Below are 26,864 nucleotides of genomic sequence, written 5' to 3' on the forward strand. Positions count from 1 at the left end.
GGGGCCTCAAATATCGAGCGGGTCCACTTCCAGCGACCATTTGACGCGGCTTTTCATGTCGCGCAGGGTGGCCATCCAGTGCTTGAGGAAAGCCTGCAAGGCCGGGCGCGACGGCGATTCCACCAGCAACTGGGCCCGGTCCACGTTATGCACCCGCGTCATGCTCATCGGGATGGGATCGTTGATGGTGATGCCGCCATGCTCCACGCAGTCGCGCGCCGCCTGCAGGAAGGCGATGGCCGTGGCCAGCTCCGGCGCCTCGGCCCGCAGCAGGGCCTGGAACAGATAGGGCGGCAGCGCGGCCTGCTCGCGCTCCTCCAGCAAGGCCGTGGCGAAATGGTCGTAATCGTGGTTGACCACCGCGCCGTACAGCGGATGCTGGGGATAGCGGGTCTGGATCAGCACCTCGCTGGCGCTGCCCCCTTCCGCGCGGCCGGCCCGTCCCGCGCGCCCGGCCACCTGCATCAGCTGCGCGAACAGGCGCTCGCTGGCCCGGTAATCCTGCGAGAACAGGGCCGTGTCCGGATTGAGGATGCCGACCAAGGTCAGCTTTTTGAAGTCATGGCCCTTGGCCACCATCTGGGTGCCGATCAGGATATCGACCTCGCCCCGGTGCACGGAGTCGAACGCCTGCTGCGCGCTGCCCTTCTTGCGCGTGGAATCGGCATCGATGCGCAGGATGCGCGCGTCCGGGAACAACTGCTGCAAGCCTTCCTCCACGCGCTGCGTGCCGCGCCCCAAGGGCTGCAAGTCCACGTTGCCGCAGGTGGGGCAGTGGCGCGGGATGCGCATCTCCAGGCTGCAGTGGTGGCAGCGCAGCCGATGCTCGGGCTTGTGCAGCACCATGAACGAGGTGCAGCGCTTGCAGTCGCTGATCCAGCCGCACGACTCGCAGCAGATCACGGGCGCATAGCCGCGCCGGTTCAGGAACAGCAGCGACTGTTCGCCGCGCTCCATGCGCTGGCGCAGCGCGGCCACCAGTTGCGATGTCAGGCCATCCTTGGGCTTGTCGCGCTCCATGTCGAGCAGCTTCACCTCGGGCAGCGTGGCGTTCTTGACGGCCCGTTCGCGCAGCTCCAGCTTGCGGTAGCGGCCGCACTGGGCATGGTGCCAGCTCTCCAGCGACGGCGTGGCCGAACCGAGCACGATGGGAATACCGAGCTGCCAGGCACGCCACACGGCCAGGTCGCGCGCCGAATAGCGCAAGCCTTCCTGCTGCTTGTACGACGGGTCGTGCTCCTCGTCGATCACGATCAGCTTGAGCTGGGGCAGCGAGGCCAGGATGGCCAGCCGTGTGCCCAGCACGATGCGGGCCTTGCCCTGGTGCGCGGCCAGCCAGTGCAACATGCGTTCGCCTTCGGACAGGCTGCTGTGCAAGGTGGCCAGCATCACGCCGGGGAAACGGGCGCGGATATTGCCTTCGAGCTGGGGCGTGAGGTTAATCTCCGGCACCAGGATCAGGATCTGGCCTTCAGCCTCGCGCGCCAGCACCTGGGCGCACGCTTGCAGATACACTTCCGTCTTGCCGCTGCCCGTCACGCCGTACAGCAGCGTGGGCGCGTACCCCTGGGCGCCGCCGATGGCGTCCGCCGCTTCCTGCTGGGCCGGATTGAGGCGGGGCATGGCCAGCGGTGTGCCGTCGTGCGGCGCGTCATGCCTGGCCAGCTTTTTCAGCGCCCGGTCCAGCGCCACCGTGGTCAGCACGCGCAAATTCTTGGGCACGCCGGGCAGCGCCACTTCGCCGAGCGGCCGCTGGTAGTAATCGGCCGCGAAGCCGGCCAGCGCCAGCCACTGCGGCGACAGCGGCGCCAGCTGGCTGCGCACGGCCAGCGCATCCTTGAGCTTGGCTTCGGGTACATCGGTCCGGTCGGTGATGCCCACGATCAGCCCCACCACTTCGCGCCGGGCGAACGGCACCAGCGCCAGTTGGCCAACCTGCGGCGGATTTGCGGGATCGCAAGTCCAGCGGTAATCGAACACGGCGTTCAGTGGCGTATCCAGCACAATTTGCAGGATGCAGGGGGCAGCTTGTTGCGTCGTGCTCATGATGTGGCTGCACAATTCACGCGGTTTTCCCCGACGATGGCGCCCAAACCGTGGCGCTGGGAAGTATCCACAGTTTTTGTGGATAACTTTGTGGACAAAGGAAAATTAATTCACGGAAACCGATGACTTCCGCCTTGCCAGTGTCATAAACCGGGCAAAAAACCAAAATTAATTCCCTTATAAATCAATAACTTGAAAAATGCTCCCTAGGGGAGGAAAAATTCGTGCCGGTGCCGCGTCGCTGTGCATAAGTGAAGTATTTAGTGGACTTTTTGGGCCGAAATCAAGCACTTTTTTGCACCGGATATCACACAGATCACGTTTGCCGCAGAGCAGCATCCGTTTACGGCCTGCGGCCTGGCGCAGCGCATTCTACACATACTGCAACGACAACGTTTGCGCCGAAACAAGGCCGTTATCGCGGCAAAAACATTGCCATGATTTCGTGCACCGCAACAAGCACTTGAAGCTGCATGAGAACAAAACGGCTAAGTCGCGGTTTACTAAGGTCTTTTCTTTTTTATCCACAGTTTTAGTGGATAACTTTGTGGACAATGGACTGACAAGCCCGTTTCACTGCTGGGATAAGGTTTACCTAACGCTAATCTTGCCTCTGGGAAGGCAAAAATAAACCTATCATAATCAATTACTTACAACACCATTCCCCGCGGGGAAAAAGACACTGCCCGTTATTTCAGCAGCAAATAAAATTGTGTATAAGTCGGTATCGGACGAACGAAGACAACATGAAAAAAGGGCGCGTTTCCACGGAAACGCCCCCTTTTTGCGGAACGCCTCAGGCGCGCAGGGCGCGGCTGTGGCTGTGGACGGCTTCGACCATGGCCGCCACGTGGTCCGGGTCGGTGAACTGGGAAATGCCGTGGCCCAGGTTGAACACATGGCCGCTGTTGGGGCCGGGCTTGCCGAACGCGTCCAGCACCTTGTGCACTTCGGCGCGGATCTGGTCCGAGCTGGCGAACAGGATGGCCGGGTCCAGGTTGCCCTGCAGGGCCACCTTGTCGCCCACCAGCGCGCGCGCCTGGCGCAAGTTGACGGTCCAGTCCAGGCCCACGGCGTCGGCGCCGATGCCGGCGATGTCCTCGATCCACTGGCCGCCCCCCTTGGTGAACACGATGGCGGGAATGCGCACGCCATCCTTTTCACGCTTGAGCTGGGACACCACCTGCTGCATGTAAGCCAGCGAGAATTCCTGGTAGGCGCCATCGGCCAGCGCACCGCCCCAGGAATCGAAGATCATCACGGCCTGGGCGCCCGCGTCGATCTGGGCGTTGAGGTATTCGGCCACGGCCTTGGCGTTGGTGGCCAGCACGTGGTGCATCAGGTCCGGACGGTTGTACAGCATCTTCTTGATGGTGTGGAACTCGCGCGAACCCTGGCCTTCCACCATGTAGCAAGCCAGCGTCCACGGGCTGCCGGAAAAGCCGATCAGCGGCACGCGGCCATTGAGTTCGGTGCGGATCTGGGTCACGGCCTTGAACACATAGTCCAGCGAGCCCGGTTCCGGCTGGCGCAGGGCCAGCACGTCCTGCTCCGTTTTCAGGGGACGCTCGAACTTCGGTCCCTCGCCTTCCACGAAGTGCAGGCCCAGGCCCATGGCGTCGGGCACGGTCAGGATGTCGGAGAACAGGATGGCCGCGTCCAGCGGGAAGCGGTCCAGCGGCTGGATCGTCACCTCGGTGGCGTAATCGGGATTGGTGGCCAGGCCCATGAAGGAACCAGCCTTCTGGCGCGTGGCGCGGTATTCCGGCAAATAGCGCCCCGCCTGGCGCATCAGCCACACGGGCGTGTAGTCGGTGGGCTGGCGCAGCAACGCGCGCAAGAAGGTGTCGTTCTGGAGCGGGGCGAATTGTGGCATGAAAGGCAATCGATGGCGGGAATAAAAAAGCTATTATCGCATCCCGCGCCTCCTTTTTACGCTTTGCCCTGCGCCCGGCATGACGAAACGTACACCCGGCGCGACGCCAGTGAATGCTGCAACTAAGGCTGGAACATTGGCCGCGCTTTCACTATGATGCCTGCACCCCGATCCCGACCACTCTTGGAGCGACCATGACCCCTGCCACCCCACTGCCCACCGCACCGTTCGGCGCCTGGCCATCGACCATCAGCGCCGCGCGCGTGGCGGCCGGCGCCACGCCGCTGTCGCAACTGGCCGTGGGCGGGGCCGATGGCAGCGACCTCTACTGGCTGGCCGGCCGCGCCGCCGAGGCGGGCCGCAATACGCTGCTGCGCCACCGCGGCGCCACGACGGCCGAACTGACCCCGCTGCCCTACAACGTGCGCAGCCGCGTGCACGAATATGGCGGCGGCGCCTACCTGGTCGATGGCGACACCATCTACTTCTCCCATTACGCCGACAACCTGCTGTACCGCCAGGATGGCGACGGCCCGGCCGAGGCCCTGACCCGCCCCGGCAAGCAGCGCCACGCCGACTTCGTGGCCGACCGCGCCCGCGCGCGCCTGATCAGCGTGCGCGAACTGCATGGCGACGATCCGCACGCGCAACCCGTCAACACCCTGTGCGCGATCGCAGCGGACGGCACCGAGACGGTACTGGTGCAAGGGGCGGACTTCTACGCCGCGCCGCGCCTGTCGCCGGACGGCCGCCAGCTGGCCTGGCTGAGCTGGGACCATCCGCGCATGCCGTGGCAAGGCACGGAACTGTGGCTGGCGCCCGTGCAGGACGACGGCAGCCTGGGCGCGCCGCGCCGCGTGGCCGGCGGCCCGGAGGAAGCCGTGTGCCAGCCCGAATGGTCGCCGGCCGGCGTGCTGCACTTCGTGTCCGACCGCAGCGGATGGTGGAATCTGTACCGGCTGGCCGGCGACCAGGTCCAGCCCCTGTGCCCGATGGAAGCCGAATTCGCCACCCCGCACTGGGTATTCGGCGCGTCCATGTACGGCTTCCGCTCGGCCGATGAGATCATCTGCACCTACATCGTGCAGGGCGTGAGCAAGCTGGCACGCCTGCACGTGGACAGCGGGCGGCTCGAAGACATCCCCAACCCCTACCAGGAAATCCGCGAACTGAAGGTGGGCCCCGGCTTCATCGCGCTGATGGGCGGCAGTCCCACCATCGCGCTGGAACTGGCCCGCATCGAATACACCAGCGAAGAAGTGGAAGTGCTGGCCCGTTCCATCGAGACACTGCCTGCCGTGGCCGAACTATCCGTGCCGCAGTCGATCAGCTACCCCAGCGCAAACGGCCGCACGGCGCACGCCTTCTTCTACCCGCCCTGCAATCCGGCCGTGCAGGCGCCCGCGAACAGCCTGCCGCCCGTGATCGTCATCAGCCACGGCGGCCCCACCAGCATGACCACCAGCACCCTCAAGCTGGCCACCCAGTACTGGACCAGCCGTGGCTTCGGCGTGCTGGACGTGAACTACGGCGGCAGCGCCGGCTTCGGCCGCGCCTACCGCGATGCGCTCAAGGGCCAGTGGGGCATCGTCGACGTCGAGGACTGCATCGCCGGCGCGCGCGCGCTGGTGGAACGCGGCCTGGCCGACGGCGAGCGGCTGATCATCCGTGGCGGCAGCGCCGGCGGCCTGACCACGCTGTGCGCGCTGACCTTCCACGACGTGTTCAAGCTGGGCGCCAGCTACTACGGCGTGTCCGACCTCAAGGGCCTGGACCAGGACTCGCACAAGTTCGAATCGCACTACAACGAATACCTGATCGCCCCGCAGCCGGCGGCCGAGGCGCTGTACCAGGCCCGCTCGCCAATCAACCACACGGACCGGCTGGCGCGGCCCATGATCTTCTTCCAGGGCCTGGACGACAAGGTGGTGCCGCCGCAGCAATCGGAAACCATGGTGGCGGCGCTGCGCGCGCGCGGCGTGCCGGTGGCCTACGTGCCGCTGGAAGGCGAAGGCCACGGCTTCCGCAAGGCCGAGAACATCGTGCGCACGCTGGAGGCGGAGCTGTACTTCTACCAGCGCCTGTTCGGCCTGCACCCGGGCGACGCGCCCGGCGCCGTCCACATCGACAACCTGCCCGCATGAACGAAACGCAGCTGCAGGCGGAATTCGACGCGCTGGCCTACCACGAGAAAATGACGCTGGCCCTGCTCGCGCTGGTGGGCGAGCCGATGGGCCGCGCCACCATCCTCGACCACCTGAAGGCGGCCCGCATCGAGGACCAGCACGGCGACCAGCTCACCGTGGCGTCGCTGGATGACGCGCTGCGCAAGCTGGAACGACTGGCCTTCAGCAACGTGGTGACGGGACGCGGCCACAGCTGCAATCCTGGCCTGCGCTGGCCCGCCATCCGGGCCGCCATCGGCACCCATGCGCTCGACGACATCAGCCAGGCGCACGACTTGCTGGTGCCGCTGCGCCAGACCTGGAACACGGTGGAGCCGCGCAGTTACCGGGCCGGCGTGGCGCGCCTGCGCATGGCACTGCTGCGCGGCCAGGAACCACAGCGCGTGCTGCCGCTGCTGGCGTTCTGCCAGAATTGCTACGAAGCCGCCCAGCTGCATCCCATCATCGAGATTTTCGGCCGGCCGTTCGAGGCCGGCATGATCGCCCGCGTCCACCCGCTGCTGCAGGACGATATCCTGACGCTGCTGCTGCAAAACGCCCAGCGCGACTACGCCAGCGCGCCCGTGCTGCGCGAATTCACCGAACAGCACTTCCAGCGCCGCCGCGCCGGCGGTGACGACGTGGCGCCCGCGCTGCGCCTGGCGCTGGCGGAAGACGCCATCCTGTGCGGCCGGCTGGACGACGCGGGCCGCTACCTGGAAGGCACGGCCGGCGCGCAGAGCCAGTTCCTGGCCAGCGTGATCGTGCTGCTGCGCGGCGCCGCCTCGGCCGCCATCGCCGGCTTCGACGCGGCGCTCAAGATGCTGCGGCGCGAATCGGGCAAGCGCAAGCAGCTGTTCGCGGGCATGGGCGGCTACCTGTACGTGCTGGCCATGCTGCGCCAGGGCGATGCGAAACTGGCCAAGGCAGCCGAAGCCTACCTGGAAGCGGCGCTGCGCGCGCCGCACAACCACGACAGCGCCGTCTACCAGCTGCTGGACCTGCTGCGCCAGGTGCGCGCCGGCACGCTGACGCCGGACACGGTGACCAGGCGCGCGTGGGAAACGGGACTGCAAGCCCAGATGTTCCAGGGCTTGCTGTATTTCTGGCTGTCGCAACCGCAGCTGGCCGATTACCGTCCGCAGTTGCAGGAACTGATGCAGCTGGCCGACAAAGCCGGCTACCACTTCATCGCCGGCCAGGCGGCCACCCTGCTGGGCCACCTGGGCGACGCGGAACAGGCGCAGCACGGCGCGGCCTTGCGCCGCCAGCACGGCTACGCCGACCTGAGCTCGTGGTTCGAGCGGCAGGAAGCGTGGCAGCGCCAGCTGGCCGCGCTGATCGCCCTGCAGCAGGACGCGGCGCCCGCGCCGGGCGGCAATGCGCGTCTGGCCTGGGTGCTGACCTTCCATCCGCGCTACGGCCTGACGGCAGTGGAGCCGCGCGAGCAGAAGCGCGATGCGCGCGGCATCTGGGGCAAGGGCCGCGCCGTGGCCTTGAAGCGGCTGCGCTTCGAAGCCGAGCAGTTCGATTTCCTCACGCCGCAGGATGTGCGCGCGTCCGAAGCGATCGGGGTAGCGCACCGCCATTACCATTCCTCGGGCCTGAGCTACGAGATCGACCCGCAGCGCGCGGCCGCCGCACTGGTGGGCCACCCGCTGCTGTTCTGGCACGACGCGCCCGACACGCGAGTCGAACTGCTGGCCGGCGAACCGGAACTGCTGATCCGCAAGCAGGGCGAGAACCTGACGATCACGCTGCAGCCGCCCATTCCCGACGACGGCAGCACCGTCATCATCAACAAGGAAACGCCAACCCGGCTGCGCGTGATCCAGATCCTCGACGAACACCGCCGCATCGGCGCCATCGTCGGCGCCGGCCTGACCGTGCCGCGCCACGCGGAACAGCAGGTGCTGCAGGCGATCGGTTCGATCTCGTCGCTGGTGACGGTGCAGTCGGAAATCGGCGGCGCCGGCGCCGACATGGAGCAGGTGGCGGCCGACGCCCGCCTGCACGTGCACCTGCTGCCCTACCAGCACGGCCTGAAGATGCAGTTGCTGGTGCGGCCGCTGGCCGGCGGCGCCTACTACCCGCCCGGCACGGGCGCCGACAGCGTGATCGCGGACGCCGGCGGCAAGCCGGTGCAGGCGCGCCGCGACCTGAACGGCGAACGCGACGCGGAGCGTGCTCTCGTGGCGCGCTGCCCCATCCTCGAATCGGCCGAGCAGGAACACGGCGAATGGCTGCTGGGCCAACCGGCGCTGTGCTTGCAATTGCTGGTGGAATTGCAGGCGCTGGACCCGGACAGCATCGTGCTGGCCTGGCCGGAAGGCGAAAGTTTCCGCGTCACGCCCAAGGTGGGCAGCGGCCAGCTGCGGCTGGCCATCAAGAGCCACAAGGACTGGTTCGCGGCCAGCGGCGAAGTGCAGGTGGACGAGAACCAGGTGCTGGACCTGCGCACCCTGCTGGAGCTGATGCACACCAGCCAGGGACGTTTCGTGGAACTGGGCGAGAATCGCTTCCTGGCGCTGACCGAGGAACTGCACCGCCGCCTGCGCGAAGTGTCGGCCTACGGCGAGTTGACGGGCGACGGCGTGCGCCTGCATCCGCTGGCCGCGTTCGCACTGGAGGAACTGGCCGACGACGCGGGCGGGCTGAAAGCGGACAAGCTGTGGCGCGAGCACCTGGCCCGCATGCAGGCGCGCACGGCGTTCGTGCCGCAGCTGCCCAGCACCTTGCAGGCCGACCTGCGCGACTACCAGCGCGAAGGCTACGACTGGCTGGCGCGCCTGGCACATTGGGGCGTGGGCGCCTGCCTGGCCGATGACATGGGACTGGGCAAGACGCTGCAGGCGCTGGCCCTGATCCTGGCGCGCGCGCCGCAAGGGCCGACGCTGGTGGTCGCGCCCACCTCCGTGTGCCTGAACTGGGTCAGCGAGGCGGCCCGCTTCGCGCCCACGCTCAACGTCAAGCTGTTCGGCGCGGGCGACCGCGGCGAGACCTTGTCCACGCTGCAGCCTTACGACCTGGTGGTGGCCAGCTATGGCCTGCTGCAACTGGAGGCGAAACTGTTCGCCGGCGTGCGCTGGCACACCATCGTGCTCGACGAGGCGCAAGCCATCAAGAACGGCGCCACCAAGCGCTCGCAGGCCGTGATGGCCTTGCAGGGCGACTTCAAGATGGTGGCCACCGGCACGCCGCTGGAAAACCACCTGGGCGAATTGTGGAACCTGTTCCGCTTCATCAATCCCGGCCTGCTGGGCAGCATCGAGCAATTCAACCTGCGCTTCGCGGGGCCGATCGAAAAGGCCCAGAACCACAAGGCGGAAGTGGGCGCGCGCCAGCGCTTGCGGCGCCTGATCCAGCCCTTCATCCTGCGCCGCACCAAGGCCCAGGTACTGGCCGAGCTGCCCTCGCGCACCGAGATCACGCTGGAGGTCGAGCTGTCGAAGGAGGAGACGGCGCTGTACGAATCGCTGCGCCGCGCGGCGCTGGAGAACCTGGAGCAGGTGGAAGGCCCGGCCGACCGCAAGACCATCCAGATCCTGGCCGAGATCATGAAGCTGCGCCGCGCCTGCTGCAACCCGCAGCTGGTGGCGCCGGCCCTGGGGCTGGCCAGCAGCAAGCTGGCCGCGTTCGCGGAACTGCTGGAAGGCTTGCTCGACAACCGCCACAAGGTGCTCGTGTTCAGCCAGTTCGTCGACCACCTGAAGCTGATCCGCGACCACCTGGACGCCAACGGCATCCGCTACCAGTACCTTGATGGCGCCACCCCCATGCAGGAACGTAAGACGCGGGTCGACGCGTTCCAGGCCGGCGACGGTGATGTGTTCCTGATCAGCCTGAAGGCGGGCGGCATGGGCATCAACCTGACGGCGGCCGACTACGTGATCCACATGGACCCGTGGTGGAATCCGGCCGTGGAGGACCAGGCCTCGGACCGCGCCCACCGCATGGGCCAGCAGCGGCCCGTCACCATCTACCGGCTGGTGGCGCGCCACACGATCGAGGAAGGCATCGTGGCGCTGCACCAGCACAAGCGCGACCTGGCCGACAGCCTGCTCGATGGCAGCGACCTGGCGGCGCGCATGTCGGCGGCCGACATGCTGGCCATGCTGGCCGAAGGCATGCAGCGCTGACGGCCCGCGCTACTTGTAGCGGCATGTAACGGGCGCCCTCGCGGGCCCCGTTTAGTGATAATCTCCCACGCTTGACCTTGGCGCGCCGCCCCAAACCTGCGAATATGCGCGTCTTGCCCAAACATACACGAGGCTGCTTTTTATGATGAAGACCCATATCGCGCTGGCTGCCCTGCTAACGTCGATCGCGCTGGCGCCGGCCAGCGCCAGCACCCATCAACACCATGCCAAGGCGGCCGCCAGCACGGCCAAGTCGGGGACCAAGAGTTCGTCCCACGGCAAACATGCCAAAGGCGACAGCAAGAGCGGTAGCAAAAGCGGCGGCAACAGTAGCAGCAAGCACGGCAAGGGTAAATCGCACGCCGCCGCGCCGGTAGCGGCCGCCGCCACCGTGGCCGCCGCCGTCCACCACGCCCAGCCCGTGTCGCCGGAGCGGCGCCAGGACAAGGCGCTCGACGCGCTCAGCGTGCAATTCCTGAACGCCCTGTGGCGCATCGACCCCGAAAGCGCGCTCTACGCCGGCAAGTACGATACGGCCGCCACCATGACCGTCTACGACCCGGCCACGCTGGCCAAGGAGCAGGCGTTCACGAACGACTGGCTGGACCGCTTCGCCAAGGTCGACACGCGCCAGCTGTCGGCCAGCAGGCGCACCGACCTGGCCCTGCTCATCAACAAGCTGAACTCGGACCGCTTCAACCTGACCACGTTCCGCGAATACCAGTGGAATCCCGCGCTGTACAACGTGGCCGGCCCGATCGACCTGATCCTCAACACGAAATACGCGGCCAAGCCGCAGCGCCTGCGCACGCTGCTCAAGCGCATCGCCAGCATTCCCGCCTACTATGACGCGGCCCGCGCCAACCTGGTCAACCCCACGCCCGAGCACACCAAGCTGGCCATCGCGCAGGCGCCCGGCGTGCTCGCCATGCTGACCCAGCTGGACAAGGAAGCGCAAGCCTCCATCCTCACGCCGGTGGAAAAGCAGTTGTTCACCCAGCGCATCAACGCGGCGCTGACGGCCGTGGATGGCTACGTCGCCTTCCTGACGGACCTGGACCAGACCATGGCCAAGAACGGCACGGGCCGCTCGTTCCGCATCGGCAAGGACTTGTACGAGCAAAAATTCGCGTATGACATCCAGTCCGGCAGCACGGCCGAGGAGACTTACCGCAAGGCGCTGGCCGCCCGCGAGGAATTGCTGGCCAATATGGACAAGCTGTCCGACGAGCTGTGGAGCAAGACCATGGGCGACGCCGCCAAGCCGGACGACCGCTACGCCAAGATCGGCATGGTGATCGACAAGCTGTCGAGCCACCACGTGGCGCGTGAGAATTTCTTCAACGAGATCCGGCGCCAGGTGCCGTTGCTGCAGGACTGGGTGATCAGCCATGACCTGCTCACGCTCGATCCCAACAAGCAGCTCGAAGTGCGGGCCACCCCGGCCTACCAGAGCGGCGTGGCCGGCGCCAGCATCGACGCACCCGGCCCCTACCGCCCGCAGGACCGCACCTACTACAACGTGACCCCGCTCGACGGCGCCACGCCGGAAGCGGCCGAAAGCAGTCTGCGCGAGTACAACGACTGGATCCTGCAGATCCTCAACATCCACGAAGCCATTCCGGGCCACTACGCGCAGCTGGTGTATGCCAACCGCTCGCCATCGATCGTCAAATCCATCTTCGGCAATGGCGCCATGGTGGAAGGCTGGGCCGTGTATGGCGAGCGCATGATGCTCGAATCGGGCTACGGCGACAATGCGCCCGAGATGTGGCTGATGTGGTCCAAGTGGAACCTGCGCAGCGTGACCAACACCATCCTCGACTACAGCGTGCACGTGCTGGGCATGACGCAGGAACAGGCCATGGACCTGCTCACGCGCCAGGCGTTCCAGACCCGCAGCGAGGCGGAGGAGAAATGGCACCGGGTGCAGGTGACGTCGGTGCAGCTGACCAGCTATTTCAGCGGCTACAGCGAAATCATGGAATTGCGCGAGCAGCGCAAGCAGGCGCTGGGCAGCAAGTTCTCGCTCAAGCAATTCCACGAGCAATTCCTCAGCTACGGCAGCGCGCCGGTGCGCATGATCCGCGAACTGATGACGCAGTAAAGGACGCACGCGCAGGGCAAGGACGGGACGCTGCGGGCGTCCCGTTTGCTTTCTGGCGTTCAAGGGAAGCAACTTTGGGGGCGGGCGTTCAGCTCTCTGCCGCGTCCCAGCGCACGGCGCTGCGCCGTCAGGACGTCTCTTCCGGCGCCTGGGTCACGCGAACAAATATGGGCGCCACCAGCAGGCCCAGCTCGAACAGCAGGCACATGGGCAGGGCCAGCGAGAACTGGCTGACGATGTCGGGCGGCGTGACGATGGCCGCCACCACGAAGGCACCGACGATGGCGTAGGGCCGCACTTCCTTGAGCTTTTCCACGCTCACCAGGCCCATGCGCACCAGGATCACCACCACCACGGGCACTTCGAACGTGGCGCCGAACGCCAGACACATGGACATGACGAAATCGAGATAGTTTTCGATATCGGGCGTGACGGCGATCGACTGCGGCGAGAAATCGTTGATAAACTTGAACACGCGGCCGAACACGAAGAAGTAGCAGAACGCCACACCCATCATGAACAGCACCGAGGACGAGATGACGAGCGGCGCGATCAGCCGCTTCTCATGCGCGTACAGGCCGGGCGCGATGAAGGCCCACAACTGGTACAGCACCCACGGCAGGGCCAGGATGAAGGCGATCACCAGCGTCACCTTCATCGGCACCAAAAAGGGGGCGATGACGCCGGTGGCGATCATCTTCGAGCCCACCGGCAGCGAGGCGATCATCGGGCGCGCGATGATGTCGTAGATGTGCGAGGGACCGGGCCACACCAGCAGCCCGACGCACACCAGCACGATGCCGATCGACGCCTTCACCAGGCGGTCGCGCAGCTCGATCAGGTGGGAAATAAAGGTTTCTTCGCCCGGCGCAGGTGTAGTCATTTAGTAAAACGAGGAGGAGGAATTGCCGCGCGGGCGGAAACGGGCCACGCGCGCCGCGGCCGACGTCACATGCATCTTGCCGCCGTGGCGCTGCTTGTACCAGCCGGGAATGGCGGAGTTGCGCACCAGCTTCTTGCGGCGGAACTCGCGCGCCTTGCGCGCCAGGTCGTCCGGGGTGGCACTGATCAGGCGCTCGGTGGTCGGCAAGGGCGTGCCATCCCAGGCGCCTTGAATTTCGCCCAGGTTGTCCGAGACGGCTTTTTCCACGTCCTGTTTGACGTTCTGGGCCGCCTGCTGCACTTCCTTTTGCAAATTCTTCAACTCTTCCATCTCGATCTCGCGCGAGACTTCCGATTTGACTTCGTTCAGGTAACGCTGAGCCCGGCCGTACAAAGACCCGGCCATCCGCGCCACCTTGGGCAGCTTTTCGGGACCGATAACGACCAGGGCGACGACGCCGATAATGGCTAGTTTGGAAAGACCGAGATCGATCATAAGGGGCAGGCTATCGCGGTCGGGGCCGGAACCCCGCGCCGCTTACAGCTTGTTCTTCTCTTTCGCGTCGACGTCGATGGTGGGCGGGGTGGTGGCCGCCGGCTTGTCTTCCTCGCCGCGCACGCCATCCTTGAAGCCCTTGACGGCCTTGCCGATGTCCGAACCGATGTTGCCCAGCTTTTTGGTACCGAACACCAGCATCACGACCACCAGCACGATCAGCCAGTGCCAAATACTCATAGAACCCATCTTAATCCCCTTGCAAGGGCTTACGCCCAAAGAATTCAGTGATAACCAATACGCACAGTATAAGCGATGCGCGGGCCGTCATGTACTTGTCACATGGACTAACATGATCTCGTCCGGAATGCTTACCCGTGCCGCGCGCCGCTTAATGCACCCGGCGCCACGGATGCGGACCGCCCACCAGGTGCAGGTGCAGATGGTACACCTCCTGGCCGCCATCGGGGCCGCTATTGATGACGGTTTTGTAGCCGCCGCTCGGCGTGCCGTCCGCGTCGTGGCTGACGGCGCAGCCGAATTCCTCGGCCAGGCGCGGCACCAGGGCCAGCATCTTGCCCAGCAGCGCGGTCTGGTTGGCCGTGCAGTCCGACAGCGTGGACAGATGCTGCTTGGGGATCAGCAGCAGGTGCACGGGCGCGGCCGGGTTGATGTCCTTGAACGCCAGCACATCCTCGTCCTCGTAGACGATGGTCGAGGGAATCTGCTTGGCCGCGATCTTGCAAAAAATACAGTTGTCCACAAACACTCCTAAAAAGTCGGGTTGTTACGGTCAGGCGCCGTCGCCCGGCGCATCCTTGCGGGAGGCTTTTTCCACGATCCCGGACACGCCTTCGCGCCGGGCCAGCTCGTCGAGCACCTGCTGCGGGGTCAGGTCGAACTGGGCCAGCAGCACCAGCGTATGGAACCACAGGTCGGCGCACTCGTACAGCACCTTGGAGGCGTCGCCGCCGGCGCGCGCGTCCTTGGCGGCCATCACCGTCTCGGTGGCTTCCTCGCCGATTTTCTTGAGGATGGCGTCGTCGCCCTTGGCGAACAGGCGCGAGACGTAGGAGGTGGCCGGGTCGCCGCCGTTGGCCAGCTTGCGCGATTCGATGATGTCCGCTACGCGGTCGAGGATTGCACTCATGTCGGTTTGGTCTTGTTCGGTTTGGCCACGGCCTTGGGCGCCGGCTTGGCGGGTTCGGGATAGATGATGGCCGGGTCTTTCAGCACCGGCTCGGCGACCTGCCAGTCGCCTTCCAGCGCGTCGCCCTCGAATTTCTGGAAGAAGCAGGAATGGCGGCCCGTATGGCAGGCGATGCCGCCGGCCTGTTCGATCTTGAGCAGCACCACGTCCTCGTCGCAATCGAGGCGGATTTCCAGCACCTTCTGCACGTGGCCGGACTCCTCGCCCTTGTGCCACAGCTTCTTGCGCGAGCGGCTCCAGTACACGGCCTCGCCCAGCTCCACCGTGCGCGCCAGCGCCTCGCGGTTCATCCAGGCGAACATCAGCACGTCGTTGCTGCCCGCTTCCTGGGCGATCACGGGCACCAGCCCGTTCTCGTCCCATTGCACTTTCTTCAGCCATTTGGCCTTGGCGAGGCCGTTGTTGTTCGGTGGCGTAGCCATCATCGTTCCTCCGCTCACGCCAGCCGCATGGGGATGCCCTGGGCCGCCATGAACTGCTTGGCTTCCTGCACCGTGTGCTGGCCATAGTGGAAGATGCTGGCCGCCAGCACGGCGTCGGCGCGGCCCAGCTTGATGCCGTCGGCCAGGTCCTGCAGGCCGCCCACGCCGCCCGAGGCGATCACGGGGATGCTGATGGCGTCCGACACGCCGCGCGTCAAGGCCAGGTCGAAGCCGGACTTGGTGCCGTCGCGGTCCATGCTGGTGAGCAGGATCTCGCCCGCGCCCAGCTGCTCCATCTTGCGCGCCCATTCGATCGCGTCCAGGCCGGTGGCCTTGCGGCCGCCGTGGGTGAACACTTCCCACTTGCCGGGGGAAACCTGCTTGGCGTCGATGGCCACCACGATGCACTGCGAACCGTGCTTCTGCGAGGCGTCGTACACCAGCTGTGGATTGGCCACGGCCGAGGAATTCATGCTGATCTTGTCGGCGCCCGCGTTGAGCAGGCGGCGCACGTCGGCCACCTCGCGCACGCCACCGCCCACCGTCAGCGGAATGAACACCTGCGAGGCCACGGCCTCGATGATGTGCAGGATCAGGCCGCGGTTGTCGCTGGTGGCCGTGATGTCGAGGAAGGTCAGTTCGTCGGCGCCCTGTTCGTCATAGCGGCGCGCGATCTCGACCGGGTCGCCGGCGTCGCGCAGCTCGGTGAAATTGACGCCCTTGACGACGCGGCCATCGGTCACGTCCAGGCAGGGGATGATACGTTTTGCAAGCATGTTGGAACCCGTCGGCCCGCAGGCCATAAGCTAAGAATCTGGCGCGCCTTATTCGGCGGCGCCGTCGGTCAGTTCGTCCGCGCGCACCTGGGCCGCGGCCAGGTCCAGCGTGCCCTCGTAGATGGAACGGCCGCAGATCACGCCTTCGATGCCTTCGTCCTGCACCGCACACAGCGCTTCCACGTCGCCCAGGTTGTGCAGGCCGCCCGAAGCGATCACGGGGATCTTGACGGCCTGGGCCAGCTTGACGGTGGCCTCGATGTTCACGCCGCCCATCATGCCGTCGCGGCCGATGTCGGTGTAGATGATCGATTCCACGCCATAGGCTTCGAACTTCTGCGCCAGGTCGATCACTTCGTGGCCGGACATCTTGCTCCAGCCATCGGTGGCCACCTTGCCATCCTTGGCGTCCAGGCCGACGATGATGTGACCGGGGAAGGCGCCGCAGGCGTCGTGCAGGAAGCCGGGGCTCTTGACGGCGGCCGTGCCGATGATCACGTAGCTGATGCCGGCGTCCAGGTAGCGCTCGATGGTGTCGAGGTCGCGGATGCCGCCGCCCAGCTGGACGGGAATCTCGTCGATGTCGTTTTCCAGCGCGAAGTCCTGCACCACCTTGAGGATGGACTTGATGGCCCCTTCGTTCTTGGGCTTGCCGGCGAACGCGCCGTTCAAATCGACCAGGTGCAGGCGGCGGGCGCCCTGCTTGAGCCAGTGCAGCGCCATGTCGGCCGGTTCTTCGGAAAATACGGTGGCAAGTTCCATATCGCCTTGTTTCAGGCGCACGCAGTGACCGTCTTTGAGGTCGATGGCAGGAATGAGCAGCATGATCGTGTCAGATGTGAGAGTGAAAAAGGGTGGAACTCAAGGTTGCCAGTGAACGAAATTCTTATACAGTTGCAGGCCCATGGCCGCGCTCTTCTCCGGGTGGAACTGGGTGGCGAAGATGTTGTCGCGCGCCACGGCGCAGGCGAACGGCTTGCCATACACGGTCTCGCCCACCACGTGGGCCGCTTGCGCCGGTTCGACGTAATAGCTGTGCACGAAGTAAAAATAGCTGTTGTCCGGAATACCTTGCCACAAGGGGTGAGACGCCGTCTGGCGCACTTGGTTCCATCCCATCTGCGGCACCTTGTAGCGCGAACCGTCCTCCTGCAGCATGCCGTCAAGCTGGAAGCGTACCACCTTGCCGGGCATCAGGCCCAGGCCGGCCGCGTTGCCTTCCTCGCTCACGTCGAACAGCATCTGCTCGCCGATGCACACGCCCATCAGCGGTTTGCTTTCCGCCGCGCGCAGCAGCGCTTCCTGCACGCCCGATTCGCGCAGGCTGCGCATGCAGTCGGGCATGGCGCCCTGGCCGGGCAGCACGATGCGGTGCGCGTTCTCGATGTCGGCCACTGCGCCGGAAATTTTCACGTCCGCTTCCGGCGCCACGGCGCGCAGCGCCTGCGCCACCGAGCGCAGGTTGCCCATGCCGTAATCCACTACAACAATTTTATTCATATTCAAGCATCAAAATGTGACCGGAGCCGCCCGCCCGGCAGGGGCGTGCTTACAGCGTGCCTTTGGTCGAAGGGATGGTGCCGGCGGCCCGTTCGTCCAGTTCCGCCGCCATGCGCAGCGCGCGGCCGAAGGCCTTGAACACGGTTTCGCACTGGTGGTGGGCATTGGTGCCGCGCAGGTTGTCGATGTGCAGCGTGACCAGCGCGTGGTTGACGAAGCCGCGGAAGAATTCCAGCGTCAGGTCGACGTCAAAGGTGCCGATCATGGCGCGCGTGAACGGGATGTGATATTCGATGCCGGGACGGCCCGAGAAATCGAGCACCACGCGCGACAGCGCCTCGTCCAGCGGCACGTAGGCGTGGCCGTAGCGGCGGATGCCCTTGCGGTCGCCGATGGCCTTGGCCACCGCCATGCCCAGCGTGATGCCCACGTCTTCCACCGTGTGGTGGTTGTCGATGTGGATGTCGCCCGTCGCTTCCACTTCCAGGTCGATCAGGCCGTGGCGGGCGATCTGGTCCAGCATGTGGTCGAGGAAGGGCACGCCCGTGTTGAGCTTTTGCTGGCCGGTGCCGTCCAGGTTGATGGCGACGCGGACTTGCGTCTCGTTGGTGTTGCGCGTGATTTCTGCGGTGCGGTTCATGAAGGGCTCTACGATGATATCAGGCTGCCAACGATGCTTGCAGGGCATCGAGGAAGGCCGCGTTTTCTTCCGGGGTGCTGACCGTGATGCGCAAACAATTGGACAGCACAGCGTGCATTTTACTCACATTTTTGACTAATACCTTGCGATCAAGGAGTTTCGCGTAGGCATCATCGGCGTTTGGCACCCGTATCAAGATAAAATTCGCCGCCGACGGGAACACCGTCACGCCGGGCAGGGCGGCCATGGCGCCCGCCAGTTCAGCGCGCGCGGCCCGCAATTGGGCCGCTTGCTGGTTCAGCACGTCCACGTGGTCGAGCGCGAATTCAGCCGCCGCCTGGGTCAGCACGTTGATGTTGTAAGGAGGCCGCACTTTGTCGAACTGGGCCAGCAATTCCGGCGCGGCCGACATGTAACCGAGGCGGATACCGGCCAGGCCCAGCTTGGACACGGTGCGCATCACGACCAGGTTGGGGAACTCGGGCAGGCGGTCCATGAAGCTGGCCTGGGCGAACGGCTCATACGCTTCGTCCACCACGGCGATGCCCGTCTCACCCAGCGCGCGGATGATGGCGACGATGGCGTCCGCGTCAAACAGGTTGCCGGTCGGGTTGTTCGGGTAGGACAGGTAGACCAGCGATGGGCGGTGCTGGGCGATAGCGGCCAGCATGGCCGGCAAATCCAGCGTGAGGTCATCCTTGAGCGGCACGCCGACGAAATCCATGCCCGCGAACTGGGCCGAGCGCTGGTACATGACGAACGATGGCGAGGGCGCCAGCACCACGGCGCGCCGCTCCTGCAGCGCGCACGCCATGTCGAGGATGGAGATCAGTTCATCCGAGCCGTTGCCGAGCATGACGTCATAACCGGCCGGCACGCCCAGCCGCGCGCAGATGCGCTGCTTGAGCGCGCTGTACGACGCCACCGGGTAGCGGTTCAGCGTGGCGTCGGCCAGGCGCTGGCCCAGCTCGCGCAGCAGCGGCTCCGGCAGTTCGTACGGGTTTTCCATCGCATCGAGTTTGATATAGCCGCTCGCGTCGGGCACATGGTAGCTGCCGATGGCACGCACGTCGGAACGGATGGTGGCGGCGATGAGGTTGGACACGGCGGACATCTGGGGGGCTCCTGGTAGGGTGGGCGGGCTAGGCGGCGACTTCGTCGTCGTCCAGCGCGGCGATGGTGGTGCGGGGGCGCTTGGCGGCGGGCTTGGCTACCGGCCTGGACGCGGGATTTGCGGCCGATTTTGCGGCCGCTTTGGCAGCAGGCTTGGCGGCCGTCCGGCTGCGCTTGGCCACCGGCTTGGCGGTCTTGGCGCCGCTGGCTGCCGGTTCAGGCTCCAAGGCCGGCGCTGGCGCATCGAGCTCCGGCGACGCCAGGCGCGCGCTGATGATGGCGCAGTAATCGGGGTTCAGCTCGAAGCCGACGAAATTGCGGCCGCAGCGCCGCGCCGCGATGGCCGTGGTGCCGCTGCCCATGAACAGGTCCAGCACCACGCCGTCCGGCGGGCACGAGGCCTTGACCATGCGTTCGATGATTTCCAGCGGCTTCTGGGTCGGATGGTCGGCCCGCTCCGGGTGCTCGCGGTGCAGGCGCGATACGCTCCACAAATCCTTGGGGTTGTAGCCCACTTCCAGCCACTTGGCGCCCACGAAGATGGAACGCGAGCGGGCCTTCTTGGTGGCCGCGTCGTACGGGATGCGCACCGCGTCCAGGTCGAAATAGTAATCCTTGCGGCGCACGAAGAAGCCGATGGTGTCGTGCACCGACGAGAAGCTGCGCACGCTGCCGCCCATGGATGGCACGCGGCGGTCCCAGATGATCTCGTTCATCATCGTCATGCGCTGCTTGAGCATGACGAAAATCTCGGGCGAAAAGCGCCACGTGAGGAAGATGTACAGGCTGCCGTTGGGCTTGAGCTTGGGCAGGGCCAGGTCTATCCACTGCTCGGTCCAGCGCAGGTAGTCGTCCACGCTTTGCTTGTCAGAGGCGTTGCCGTAGTCCTTGCCCAGGTTGTAGGGCGGGTCCGTCAGGATCAGGTCGACGGAACCATCGGGGATGCGGGCCAGGCCGGCCAGCGCATCCTCGCAAAAGACCTGGTTCAGCCAAGTGCCCACGGACTCGCTCATACGGGACTCAGATGGCCGACTTCAGGCGCAGTTCGGCGCTGCGGGCGTGGGCCTGCAAGCCTTCGCCGTAGGCCAGTTCGGCCGCCACCTTGCCCAGCGTCTGGGCGCCCGCCTCGCTCACGTGGATGATCGACGAGCGCTTCTGGAAATCGTACACGCCCAGCGGCGACGAGAAGCGCGCCGTGCGCGACGTGGGCAGCACGTGGTTGGGACCGCAGCAATAGTCGCCCAGCGATTCGGACGAGAAGCGGCCCAGGAACATGGCGCCCGCATGGCGGATCTTGTCGGCCCACTGCTGCGGGTTTTCCGCCGAGATTTCCAGGTGCTCGGCCGCGATGCTGTTGGCGATGGCGCAGGCCTCGTCCATGTCGCGCACCTTGACCAGCGCGCCGCGGTCCGTCAGCGAGGTGCGGATAGTGGCCGCGCGCGGCATGGCCGGCAGCAGCTTGTTCAGGCTCGCTTCCACGCGGGCGATGTAGGCCGCGTCCGGGCACAGCAGGATGGCCTGGGCCAGCTCGTCGTGTTCGGCCTGCGAGAACAGGTCCATGGCCACCCAGTCCGGGTCCGTGGTGCCGTCGCAGACGACCAGGATTTCGGACGGGCCGGCGATCATGTCGATGCCCACCACGCCGAACACGCGGCGCTTGGCGGCGGCCACATAGGCGTTGCCGGGGCCGACGATCTTGTCGACGGCCGTGATGGTCTCCGTGCCATAGGCCAGCGCGGCCACGGCCTGGGCGCCGCCGATGGTGATCACGCGCGTCACGCCGGCGATGGCGGCAGCGGCCAGCACCATCTGGTTCTTCACGCCGTCCGGGGTCGGCACCACCATGATGATCTCGCCCACGCCGGCCACGTGGGCCGGAATCGCGTTCATCAGCACGGACGACGGGTAGGCGGCCTTGCCGCCGGGGACGTAGATGCCCACGCTGTCGAGCGGCGTGACCTTCTGGCCCAGCACCGTGCCGTCCGCTTCCGTGTAGGTGAAGCCGTTCAGTTCCTGCTTCTGGCGCTGGTGGAAGACGCGCACGCGGTCGGCCGCCGTTTGCAGCGCCTGGCGCTGGGCGTCCGGCAAGCCGGCCAGCGCGGCCTGCAGTTCTTCCTGCGACACGTCGAAGGCGGCCATGCTGGTCGCGCCGCCGTAGGGGATGCGGTCGAAACGGTTGGTGTATTCCAGCACGGCGGCGTCGCCGCGCGCCTTGACGTCGGCCAGGATGGCCGTGACGGCCGTTTCGATGGCGTCGTCGGCGCTGGCCTCGAACGCCAGCAGGGCGGACAGGGCGGACTGGAAATCGGCTTGGCTGGAGTCGAGCTTGGTGATCTGAATCGGCATGATGGGCAGGTTCCGGCTGGTCTGGTCTTGGGACTTATTGGCTCTTGGGCTGGGAAGCGCGTTCGAACGCTTCGATGATCGGTTGCAGGCGCTCGCGCTTGAGCTTGAGCGCGGCCTGGTTCACGATCAGGCGCGACGAGATCGGCATGATCGCTTCCACTTCCACCAGGTCGTTGGCGCGCAGCGTGTTGCCGGTGCTGACCACGTCGACGATGGCGTCCGACAGACCCACCAGCGGCGCCAGCTCCATCGAGCCGTACAGCTTGATCAGGTCCACGTGCACGCCCTTGGCGGCGAAGTGCTCGCGCGCCGTCTGCACGAACTTGGTGGCCACGCGCAGGCGCGCGCCCTGGCGCACGGCCGTCTCGTAGTCGAAGCCGTTCTTGACGGCGACCGACATGCGGCAGGTGGCGATGTTCAGGTCGATCGGCTGGTACAGGCCCTCGCCGCCGTGCTCCAGCAGCACGTCCTTGCCGGCCACGCCGAAATCGGCCGCGCCGTGCTGCACGTAGGTCGGCACGTCGGTGGCGCGCACGATGATCACGCGCACGTTCGGATCGTTGGTGCCCAGGATCAGCTTGCGCGACGTTTCCGGATTTTCCGTCACGGTGATGCCGGCCGCTTCCAGCAGCGGCAGGGTGTCTTCGAAGATGCGGCCTTTCGACAGCGCCAGGATCAGTTGCGAGTTGGACTGGCCGTTAAATGCACTCATGGTGGTTCCCGTTATTTGATGCGGCGGATATCGGCGCCCACGGCCGACAGCTTCACTTCCATGCGGTCGTAGCCGCGGTCGAGGTGGTAGATGCGGTCCACCAGCGTTTCGCCGCGGGCCGCCAGCGCGGCGATCACCAGCGAGGCCGAGGCGCGCAGGTCGGTCGCCATCACCGGCGCGCCGATCAGCTGTTCCACGCCCTTGATGAAGGCCGTGTTGCCGTCCGTCTCGATGGCCGCGCCCAGGCGGTTCATCTCCTGCACGTGCATGAAGCGGTTCTCGAAGATCGTCTCGGTGACGCGGCTGGCGCCGTCGGCCACCGTGTTGACGGCCATGAACTGGGCCTGCATGTCGGTCGGGAAGCCGGGGTATTCGGTGGTGCGGAAGCTGACCGGCGTGGGGCGGCGGTTCATCTGCGCGCGGATCCAATTGTCGCCGATGGTCATTTCCAGGCCCATTTCACGCAGCTTGTCGAGCGCCGCGTCCATGATGTCGGTGCGGGTGTTGCGCAGCGTGATGTCGCCGCCGGCCGCCGCCACGGCGCACAGGAAGGTGGCCGCTTCGATGCGGTCCGAGATCACGGCGTGCTTGGCGCCGTGCAGTTCGGGCACGCCCTGGATCACCAGGCGGTCGGTGCCGATGCCTTCGATCTTCGCGCCCATGGCCACCAGCAGGTGGGCCAGGTCCGTCACTTCCGGCTCGCGGGCCGCGTTTTCGAGGATGGTTTCGCCTTCGGCCAGGGTGGCGGCCATCAGCAGGTTCTCGGTGCCGGTGACGGTGATCATGTCCGTCACGATACGGGTGCCCTTGAGCTTCTTGCACTTGGCGTAGATGTAGCCGCCTTCGATGGAAATCTCGGCGCCCAGCGCCTGCAAGCCCTTGATGTGCTGGTCCACGGGGCGCGAACCGATGGCGCAGCCGCCCGGCAGCGATACCTTGGCTTCGCCGAAGCGTGCCAGCAGGGGGCCCAGCACGAGGATCGAAGCACGCATGGTCTTGACCATCTCGTATGGCGCTTCCAGCCTGGTGATGGCGCTGCCGTTGAGGGTGACGCGCTCGCCGTCCTGCTTGACCTGCAAGCCGGTCTGGCCCAGCAGCTTGAGCATGGTGGCCACGTCGTGCAGGTGCGGCACGTTGGACAGTTCCAGGTCGCCCGCCGTCAGCAGGCCAGCACACAGGATGGGCAGGGCCGCGTTCTTGGCGCCGGAAATGGCGATCTCGCCGGACAGGCGCTTGCCGCCTTGAATCAGAAGCTTGTCCATGCTTATCCTTGGAATTCTTCAGGGGTCATGGTCTTCATCGACAGCGCGTGGATTTCCTCGCGCATGCGGTCGCCCAGCGCCGCGTACACCAGCTGGTGGCGCTGGATCAAACGCTTGCCCGCGAACGCTGGCGACACGATCACCGCCTGGAAGTGCTGGCCATCGCCGTCCACTTCAAGGTGGGTGCATTCGAGGCCGGCGGCAATGTAGCTGTGGATCAGTTCTGGAGTGGTCGACACGATAATTCCTTAATATTGAATTCGGTATAAACGGTATAAATAGTTAATGGCGCAACCGGTAGCCGCTGCGCAGCAGGCGAATGGCCGCCAGCGACAGCACCACCAGGAAGGCGGACACGATGCCCAGGCTGACCACCGGGTTGACGTCGGACTGGCCGAAGAAGCCATAGCGGAAGCCGTCGATCATGTAGAAGAACGGGTTCAGGTGCGACACGGTCAGCCAGAACGTGGGCAGCGAGTGGATCGAGTAAAACACGCCGGACAGGAAGGTGAGCGGCATGATGAGGAAGTTCTGGAACGCGGCCAGCTGGTCGAACTTTTCGGCCCACACGCCGGCGATCAGGCCCATGGTGCCGAGGATGGCGGCGCCCAGCAGCGCGAACACGGCGATCCACACGGGCGCCGTGAACGACAGGTGGGCGAACCAGGCCGTGACGATGAACACACCGAGGCCGACGACGATGCCGCGCACCATGGACGCGATCACATAGGCGGAGAAGATTTCCCAGTGCGACAAGGGCGTGAGCAGCACGAACACGAGGTTGCCCGTGATCTTGGACTGGATCAGCGAGGACGATGAATTGGCGAACGCATTCTGCAGCACGCTCATCATCACCAGGCCGGGGATCAGGAAGGCCGTGTAGTTGACGCCCGCGTACACCTGCACCCGGCCTTCGAGCACGTGGCCGAAGATCAGCAAATACAGCATGGCCGTCAAGATGGGGGCGGCCACGGTCTGGGTCGCCACTTTCCAGAAGCGCAGGGTTTCCTTGTACACCAGGGTGCGGAAGCCGGTGGAGATCAAATTCATCAAACGGTCCCCTTGTCCATGATTTGCAGGAAGATGTCTTCCAGGTCGGCCTGCTGCAACTGCATCTCGTCGATCACGGCGCCGCTTTCGCGCACGCGCGCGAGGATGTTCTCCACTTCCGCGTAGTCGTTGATGCGCAGGTTGTACTCGCCGGGCACGGTTTGCTCGGCATGGGTGATCAGGTGCTGCAACTGCGGCGGCAGCGCGCCCTTCAGGTGCAGGTTGAGCTGGGAGCCGGAAATGCGGCGGATCAGCGCGCTCATGGTGTCGAGCGCCACGATCTTGCCGGCCTTGAGCATGGCCACGCGCTTGCACATGGCTTGCGCCTCCTCCAGGTAGTGGGTGGTGAGCACCACCGTGTGGCCTTCGCGGTTCAGGCGCGAGATGAACTTCCACAGCGTCTGGCGCAGCTCCACGTCCACGCCGGCCGTCGGCTCGTCGAGCACGATCACGGGCGGCTTGTGCACCAGGGCCTGGGCCACCAGCACGCGCCGCTTCATGCCGCCCGACAGCGCGCGCATGTTGGTGTCGGCCTTGTTGGTCAGGTCCAGGTTGAACATCACCTCGTCGATCCAGTCGTCGTTGCGCGACAGGCCGAAATAGCCCGACTGCAGCCGCAGCGTCTCGCGCACGGTGAAGAAGGGGTCGAACACCAGTTCCTGCGGCACCACGCCCAGCTTGCGGCGGGCGGCGCGGAAATCCGTCTGCACGTCGTGGCCATGGATGGTGACGTTGCCGGCGTCGGGCCGGATCAGGCCGGCGATGATGGAGATCAGGGTGGTCTTGCCGGCGCCGTTCGGCCCGAGCAGGCCGAAGAACTCGCCCTCCTCGATGGACAGGGAAACGCCGCCCAGTGCCTGCAGCGACTGGTAGCGCTTCTGGACCTGGTTGATTTGGATAGCTGTCATGCTGGACTTGTCAGTTGTTGCCGCAGCGCAAGGACACGGCAGGGATGCTCGTTGGCGGAAGGTGGTGCTAGTCGCCGCGGCATTATTTTGGCGGCGGCAACGTTCAATTATAGGGGAATTTTGATCCGGCAGAGCCGGACCGGGCGATTCGCGGGGGACGGGACAGGGTCAATGGTGATGCAGTTCGGCCGCCGTCAGGCCGATGGCGGCGGACGCGGGCGCGCCAGCCAGGGGGAGCGACTCGGCCGGGGCCGCATCGGGGAACAGCAGGTTGCACACGCCGTACAGTTTGGTCAGGCTTTGCAGGGCCGGCGGCAGGTTGCGCAACTTCAGCGAGAAGCCAGCCTCGCGCGCGGCCCGCTGCCAGGCCAGCATGACGGCCACGGCCACCGAATCGACCGTCAGCACGTGGCACAGGTCGAATTCCTTCTGGCCGGCACGGATGGCCGCCAGGCCGCGCTCGAGCGCCGCGGTGGCGTTGAGCGCGGTCAGCGACGACAGCGATTGCAGGTTGTCTAACGTTTCGGCCATGGTCGTCGGTGGTCTTATTTGGCGTTGGAGGCAGCCTTGATGGGCTTGCTGGCCAGCTTCTTGTTCTTCTCGGACAGGGCCTTGATCAGGCCATCGATGCCGCCCTTGCTGATCTCGGAGGCGAAGGTGCCCTTGTAGGTTTCCACCAGCCAGGCGCCCAGCACGTTGATGTCGTAGATCTTCCAGCCGTTGTTAGCCGACTTGGCGACGCGGTAGTTGAGCGGAATCGGTTCGCCGCGCGGCACGTTGACCTGGGACCGCACTTCCACTTCCGTGTCGGATGGGTCGGCGCGCAATGGCTTGAATTCCACCGTCTCATTCTTGATCTGGGACAGGGCGCCCGAATAGGTGTAGATCAGCAGCGTGCGGAATTCAGCCGACAGGGCTTTTTGCTGCTCGGGCGTGGCGTCGCGCCAGAAACGGCCCGAAGCCAGTTGCGTCATGCGCTGGAAGTCCACGTACGGCAGGATCTTGGTTTCCACCAGGTCCATGACTTTTTTCTGGTCGCCGGCCTGGATCGCCTTGTCGGCCTTGGCCGTGTCGATCACGTCCTGGGAGATGCGTTTGACGAGCACGTCCGGCGCTTCGACGGCGGCCGGGGTGGCGGTGGCGGCGCCGGCGTAACCTGCCAGCGCGATGGTTGCGAATGCGATCAGTTGTTTAATGAATTTCATGTTTTTTCT

Annotated in this window: 25 protein-coding genes; 3 read left to right on the top strand and 22 right to left on the bottom strand. The window is 65.6% G+C overall.

Translation table 11 applies throughout. The features are described 5' to 3' along the window. Nucleotides 1-6: 6 nt before the first annotated feature. Both H3H36_RS04920 and hemE read right to left on the bottom strand, forming a co-directional pair. The gene (locus tag H3H36_RS04920) at nt 7-2,046 is read right to left on the bottom strand and encodes a primosomal protein N' (RefSeq protein ID WP_182214786.1); all 2,040 of its coding nucleotides are present in this window, start codon (nt 2,044-2,046) and stop codon (nt 7-9) included. A gap of 796 nt (nt 2,047-2,842) precedes the next feature. After that, complete coding sequence (gene hemE, locus H3H36_RS04925) at nt 2,843-3,922, bottom strand: uroporphyrinogen decarboxylase (protein ID WP_182214789.1); 1,080 nt, start codon at nt 3,920-3,922, stop codon at nt 2,843-2,845. Between the two features lie 194 nt (nt 3,923-4,116). Here hemE and H3H36_RS04930 point away from each other — a divergent pair, with 194 nt between their 5' ends. The 3 genes from H3H36_RS04930 to H3H36_RS04940 all read left to right on the top strand — a co-directional run bounded on the left by H3H36_RS04930 (nt 4,117) and on the right by H3H36_RS04940 (nt 12,333). Further along, entirely contained in the window at nt 4,117-6,066 is a 1,950-nt protein-coding gene (locus tag H3H36_RS04930; RefSeq protein WP_182214792.1) for a dipeptidyl-peptidase 5, read from the top strand. After that, nucleotides 6,063-10,226: a DEAD/DEAH box helicase gene (locus tag H3H36_RS04935; RefSeq protein ID WP_182214794.1), complete on the top strand. Its 4,164-nt coding sequence runs from the start codon at nt 6,063-6,065 to the stop codon at nt 10,224-10,226. The genes H3H36_RS04930 and H3H36_RS04935 overlap by 4 nt, the downstream gene beginning before the upstream one ends. Nucleotides 10,227-10,368: 142 nt before the next feature. After that, nucleotides 10,369-12,333, top strand: a complete 1,965-nt coding sequence (locus H3H36_RS04940) for a DUF885 domain-containing protein (RefSeq protein ID WP_182214796.1) — start codon at nt 10,369-10,371, stop codon at nt 12,331-12,333. 127 nt (nt 12,334-12,460) lie between these two features. Here the strand turns inward: H3H36_RS04940 and tatC are convergent, their stop codons facing one another. The 20 genes from tatC to H3H36_RS05040 all read right to left on the bottom strand — a co-directional run bounded on the left by tatC (nt 12,461) and on the right by H3H36_RS05040 (nt 26,855). After that, on the bottom strand, nt 12,461-13,216 hold the full coding sequence (gene tatC, locus H3H36_RS04945; protein ID WP_182214798.1) for a twin-arginine translocase subunit TatC: 756 nt from the start codon (nt 13,214-13,216) through the stop codon (nt 12,461-12,463). Further along, the gene (tatB, locus tag H3H36_RS04950; protein ID WP_182214800.1) at nt 13,217-13,711 is read right to left on the bottom strand and encodes a Sec-independent protein translocase protein TatB; all 495 of its coding nucleotides are present in this window, start codon (nt 13,709-13,711) and stop codon (nt 13,217-13,219) included. A gap of 42 nt (nt 13,712-13,753) precedes the next feature. After that, nucleotides 13,754-13,960: a Sec-independent protein translocase subunit TatA gene (tatA, locus tag H3H36_RS04955; RefSeq protein WP_182160957.1), complete on the bottom strand. Its 207-nt coding sequence runs from the start codon at nt 13,958-13,960 to the stop codon at nt 13,754-13,756. A gap of 142 nt (nt 13,961-14,102) precedes the next feature. Continuing rightward, on the bottom strand, nt 14,103-14,474 hold the full coding sequence (locus H3H36_RS04960; protein WP_182214802.1) for a histidine triad nucleotide-binding protein: 372 nt from the start codon (nt 14,472-14,474) through the stop codon (nt 14,103-14,105). 30 nt (nt 14,475-14,504) lie between these two features. After that, entirely contained in the window at nt 14,505-14,861 is a 357-nt protein-coding gene (locus H3H36_RS04965; protein ID WP_182214805.1) for a phosphoribosyl-ATP diphosphatase, read from the bottom strand. Continuing rightward, the gene (gene hisI / locus H3H36_RS04970; protein WP_182215313.1) at nt 14,858-15,343 is read right to left on the bottom strand and encodes a phosphoribosyl-AMP cyclohydrolase; all 486 of its coding nucleotides are present in this window, start codon (nt 15,341-15,343) and stop codon (nt 14,858-14,860) included. The genes H3H36_RS04965 and hisI overlap by 4 nt, the downstream gene beginning before the upstream one ends. 14 nt (nt 15,344-15,357) lie before the next feature. Further along, nucleotides 15,358-16,119 (bottom strand): imidazole glycerol phosphate synthase subunit HisF, encoded by a 762-nt coding sequence (gene hisF, locus H3H36_RS04975; protein WP_182214807.1) that lies wholly within the window; start codon nt 16,117-16,119, stop codon nt 15,358-15,360. Nucleotides 16,120-16,167: 48 nt separating this feature from the next. Continuing rightward, nucleotides 16,168-16,944: a 1-(5-phosphoribosyl)-5-[(5-phosphoribosylamino)methylideneamino]imidazole-4-carboxamide isomerase gene (gene hisA / locus H3H36_RS04980; RefSeq protein ID WP_182214809.1), complete on the bottom strand. Its 777-nt coding sequence runs from the start codon at nt 16,942-16,944 to the stop codon at nt 16,168-16,170. Between the two features lie 36 nt (nt 16,945-16,980). Continuing rightward, nucleotides 16,981-17,619 carry an imidazole glycerol phosphate synthase subunit HisH gene (gene hisH, locus H3H36_RS04985; protein ID WP_182214812.1) on the bottom strand — a complete coding sequence of 213 codons (639 nt, stop codon included), beginning with the start codon at nt 17,617-17,619 and terminating at the stop codon, nt 16,981-16,983. 49 nt (nt 17,620-17,668) lie between these two features. Then, nucleotides 17,669-18,259, bottom strand: a complete 591-nt coding sequence (hisB, locus tag H3H36_RS04990) for an imidazoleglycerol-phosphate dehydratase HisB (RefSeq protein WP_182214814.1) — start codon at nt 18,257-18,259, stop codon at nt 17,669-17,671. A 19-nt stretch (nt 18,260-18,278) separates the two neighbouring features. Beyond that, a complete protein-coding gene (gene hisC, locus H3H36_RS04995; protein ID WP_182214817.1) occupies nt 18,279-19,373 on the bottom strand; it encodes a histidinol-phosphate transaminase in 1,095 nt (364 codons plus the stop codon). Nucleotides 19,374-19,401: 28 nt separating this feature from the next. Further along, nucleotides 19,402-20,385, bottom strand: a complete 984-nt coding sequence (locus H3H36_RS05000) for a DNA-methyltransferase (protein WP_229219752.1) — start codon at nt 20,383-20,385, stop codon at nt 19,402-19,404. 7 nt (nt 20,386-20,392) lie between these two features. Further along, nucleotides 20,393-21,718 (bottom strand): histidinol dehydrogenase, encoded by a 1,326-nt coding sequence (gene hisD, locus H3H36_RS05005; protein WP_182214819.1) that lies wholly within the window; start codon nt 21,716-21,718, stop codon nt 20,393-20,395. A gap of 34 nt (nt 21,719-21,752) precedes the next feature. Next, nucleotides 21,753-22,430 (bottom strand): ATP phosphoribosyltransferase, encoded by a 678-nt coding sequence (gene hisG / locus H3H36_RS05010; protein ID WP_182214821.1) that lies wholly within the window; start codon nt 22,428-22,430, stop codon nt 21,753-21,755. 11 nt (nt 22,431-22,441) lie between these two features. Then, the gene (gene murA / locus H3H36_RS05015; protein WP_182214823.1) at nt 22,442-23,692 is read right to left on the bottom strand and encodes a UDP-N-acetylglucosamine 1-carboxyvinyltransferase; all 1,251 of its coding nucleotides are present in this window, start codon (nt 23,690-23,692) and stop codon (nt 22,442-22,444) included. A 2-nt stretch (nt 23,693-23,694) separates the two neighbouring features. After that, on the bottom strand, nt 23,695-23,931 hold the full coding sequence (locus H3H36_RS05020; RefSeq protein ID WP_182214825.1) for a BolA family protein: 237 nt from the start codon (nt 23,929-23,931) through the stop codon (nt 23,695-23,697). Between the two features lie 43 nt (nt 23,932-23,974). Next, nucleotides 23,975-24,742 (bottom strand): ABC transporter permease, encoded by a 768-nt coding sequence (locus H3H36_RS05025; protein ID WP_182214827.1) that lies wholly within the window; start codon nt 24,740-24,742, stop codon nt 23,975-23,977. Beyond that, nucleotides 24,742-25,650, bottom strand: coding sequence for an ABC transporter ATP-binding protein (locus tag H3H36_RS05030; protein ID WP_182214829.1), 909 nt, complete (start codon nt 25,648-25,650; stop codon nt 24,742-24,744). Before H3H36_RS05030 ends, H3H36_RS05025 begins: the two co-directional genes overlap by 1 nt. 168 nt (nt 25,651-25,818) lie before the next feature. Next, nucleotides 25,819-26,181, bottom strand: a complete 363-nt coding sequence (locus tag H3H36_RS05035; RefSeq protein ID WP_182214832.1) for an STAS domain-containing protein — start codon at nt 26,179-26,181, stop codon at nt 25,819-25,821. A gap of 14 nt (nt 26,182-26,195) precedes the next feature. Further along, a complete protein-coding gene (locus H3H36_RS05040; protein WP_182214835.1) occupies nt 26,196-26,855 on the bottom strand; it encodes an MlaC/ttg2D family ABC transporter substrate-binding protein in 660 nt (219 codons plus the stop codon). Nucleotides 26,856-26,864 lie beyond the last annotated feature (9 nt).

Origin of the sequence: Rugamonas fusca, from assembly GCF_014042365.1 — a bacterium.
Taxonomy (GTDB): domain Bacteria; phylum Pseudomonadota; class Gammaproteobacteria; order Burkholderiales; family Burkholderiaceae_D; genus Rugamonas; species Rugamonas fusca.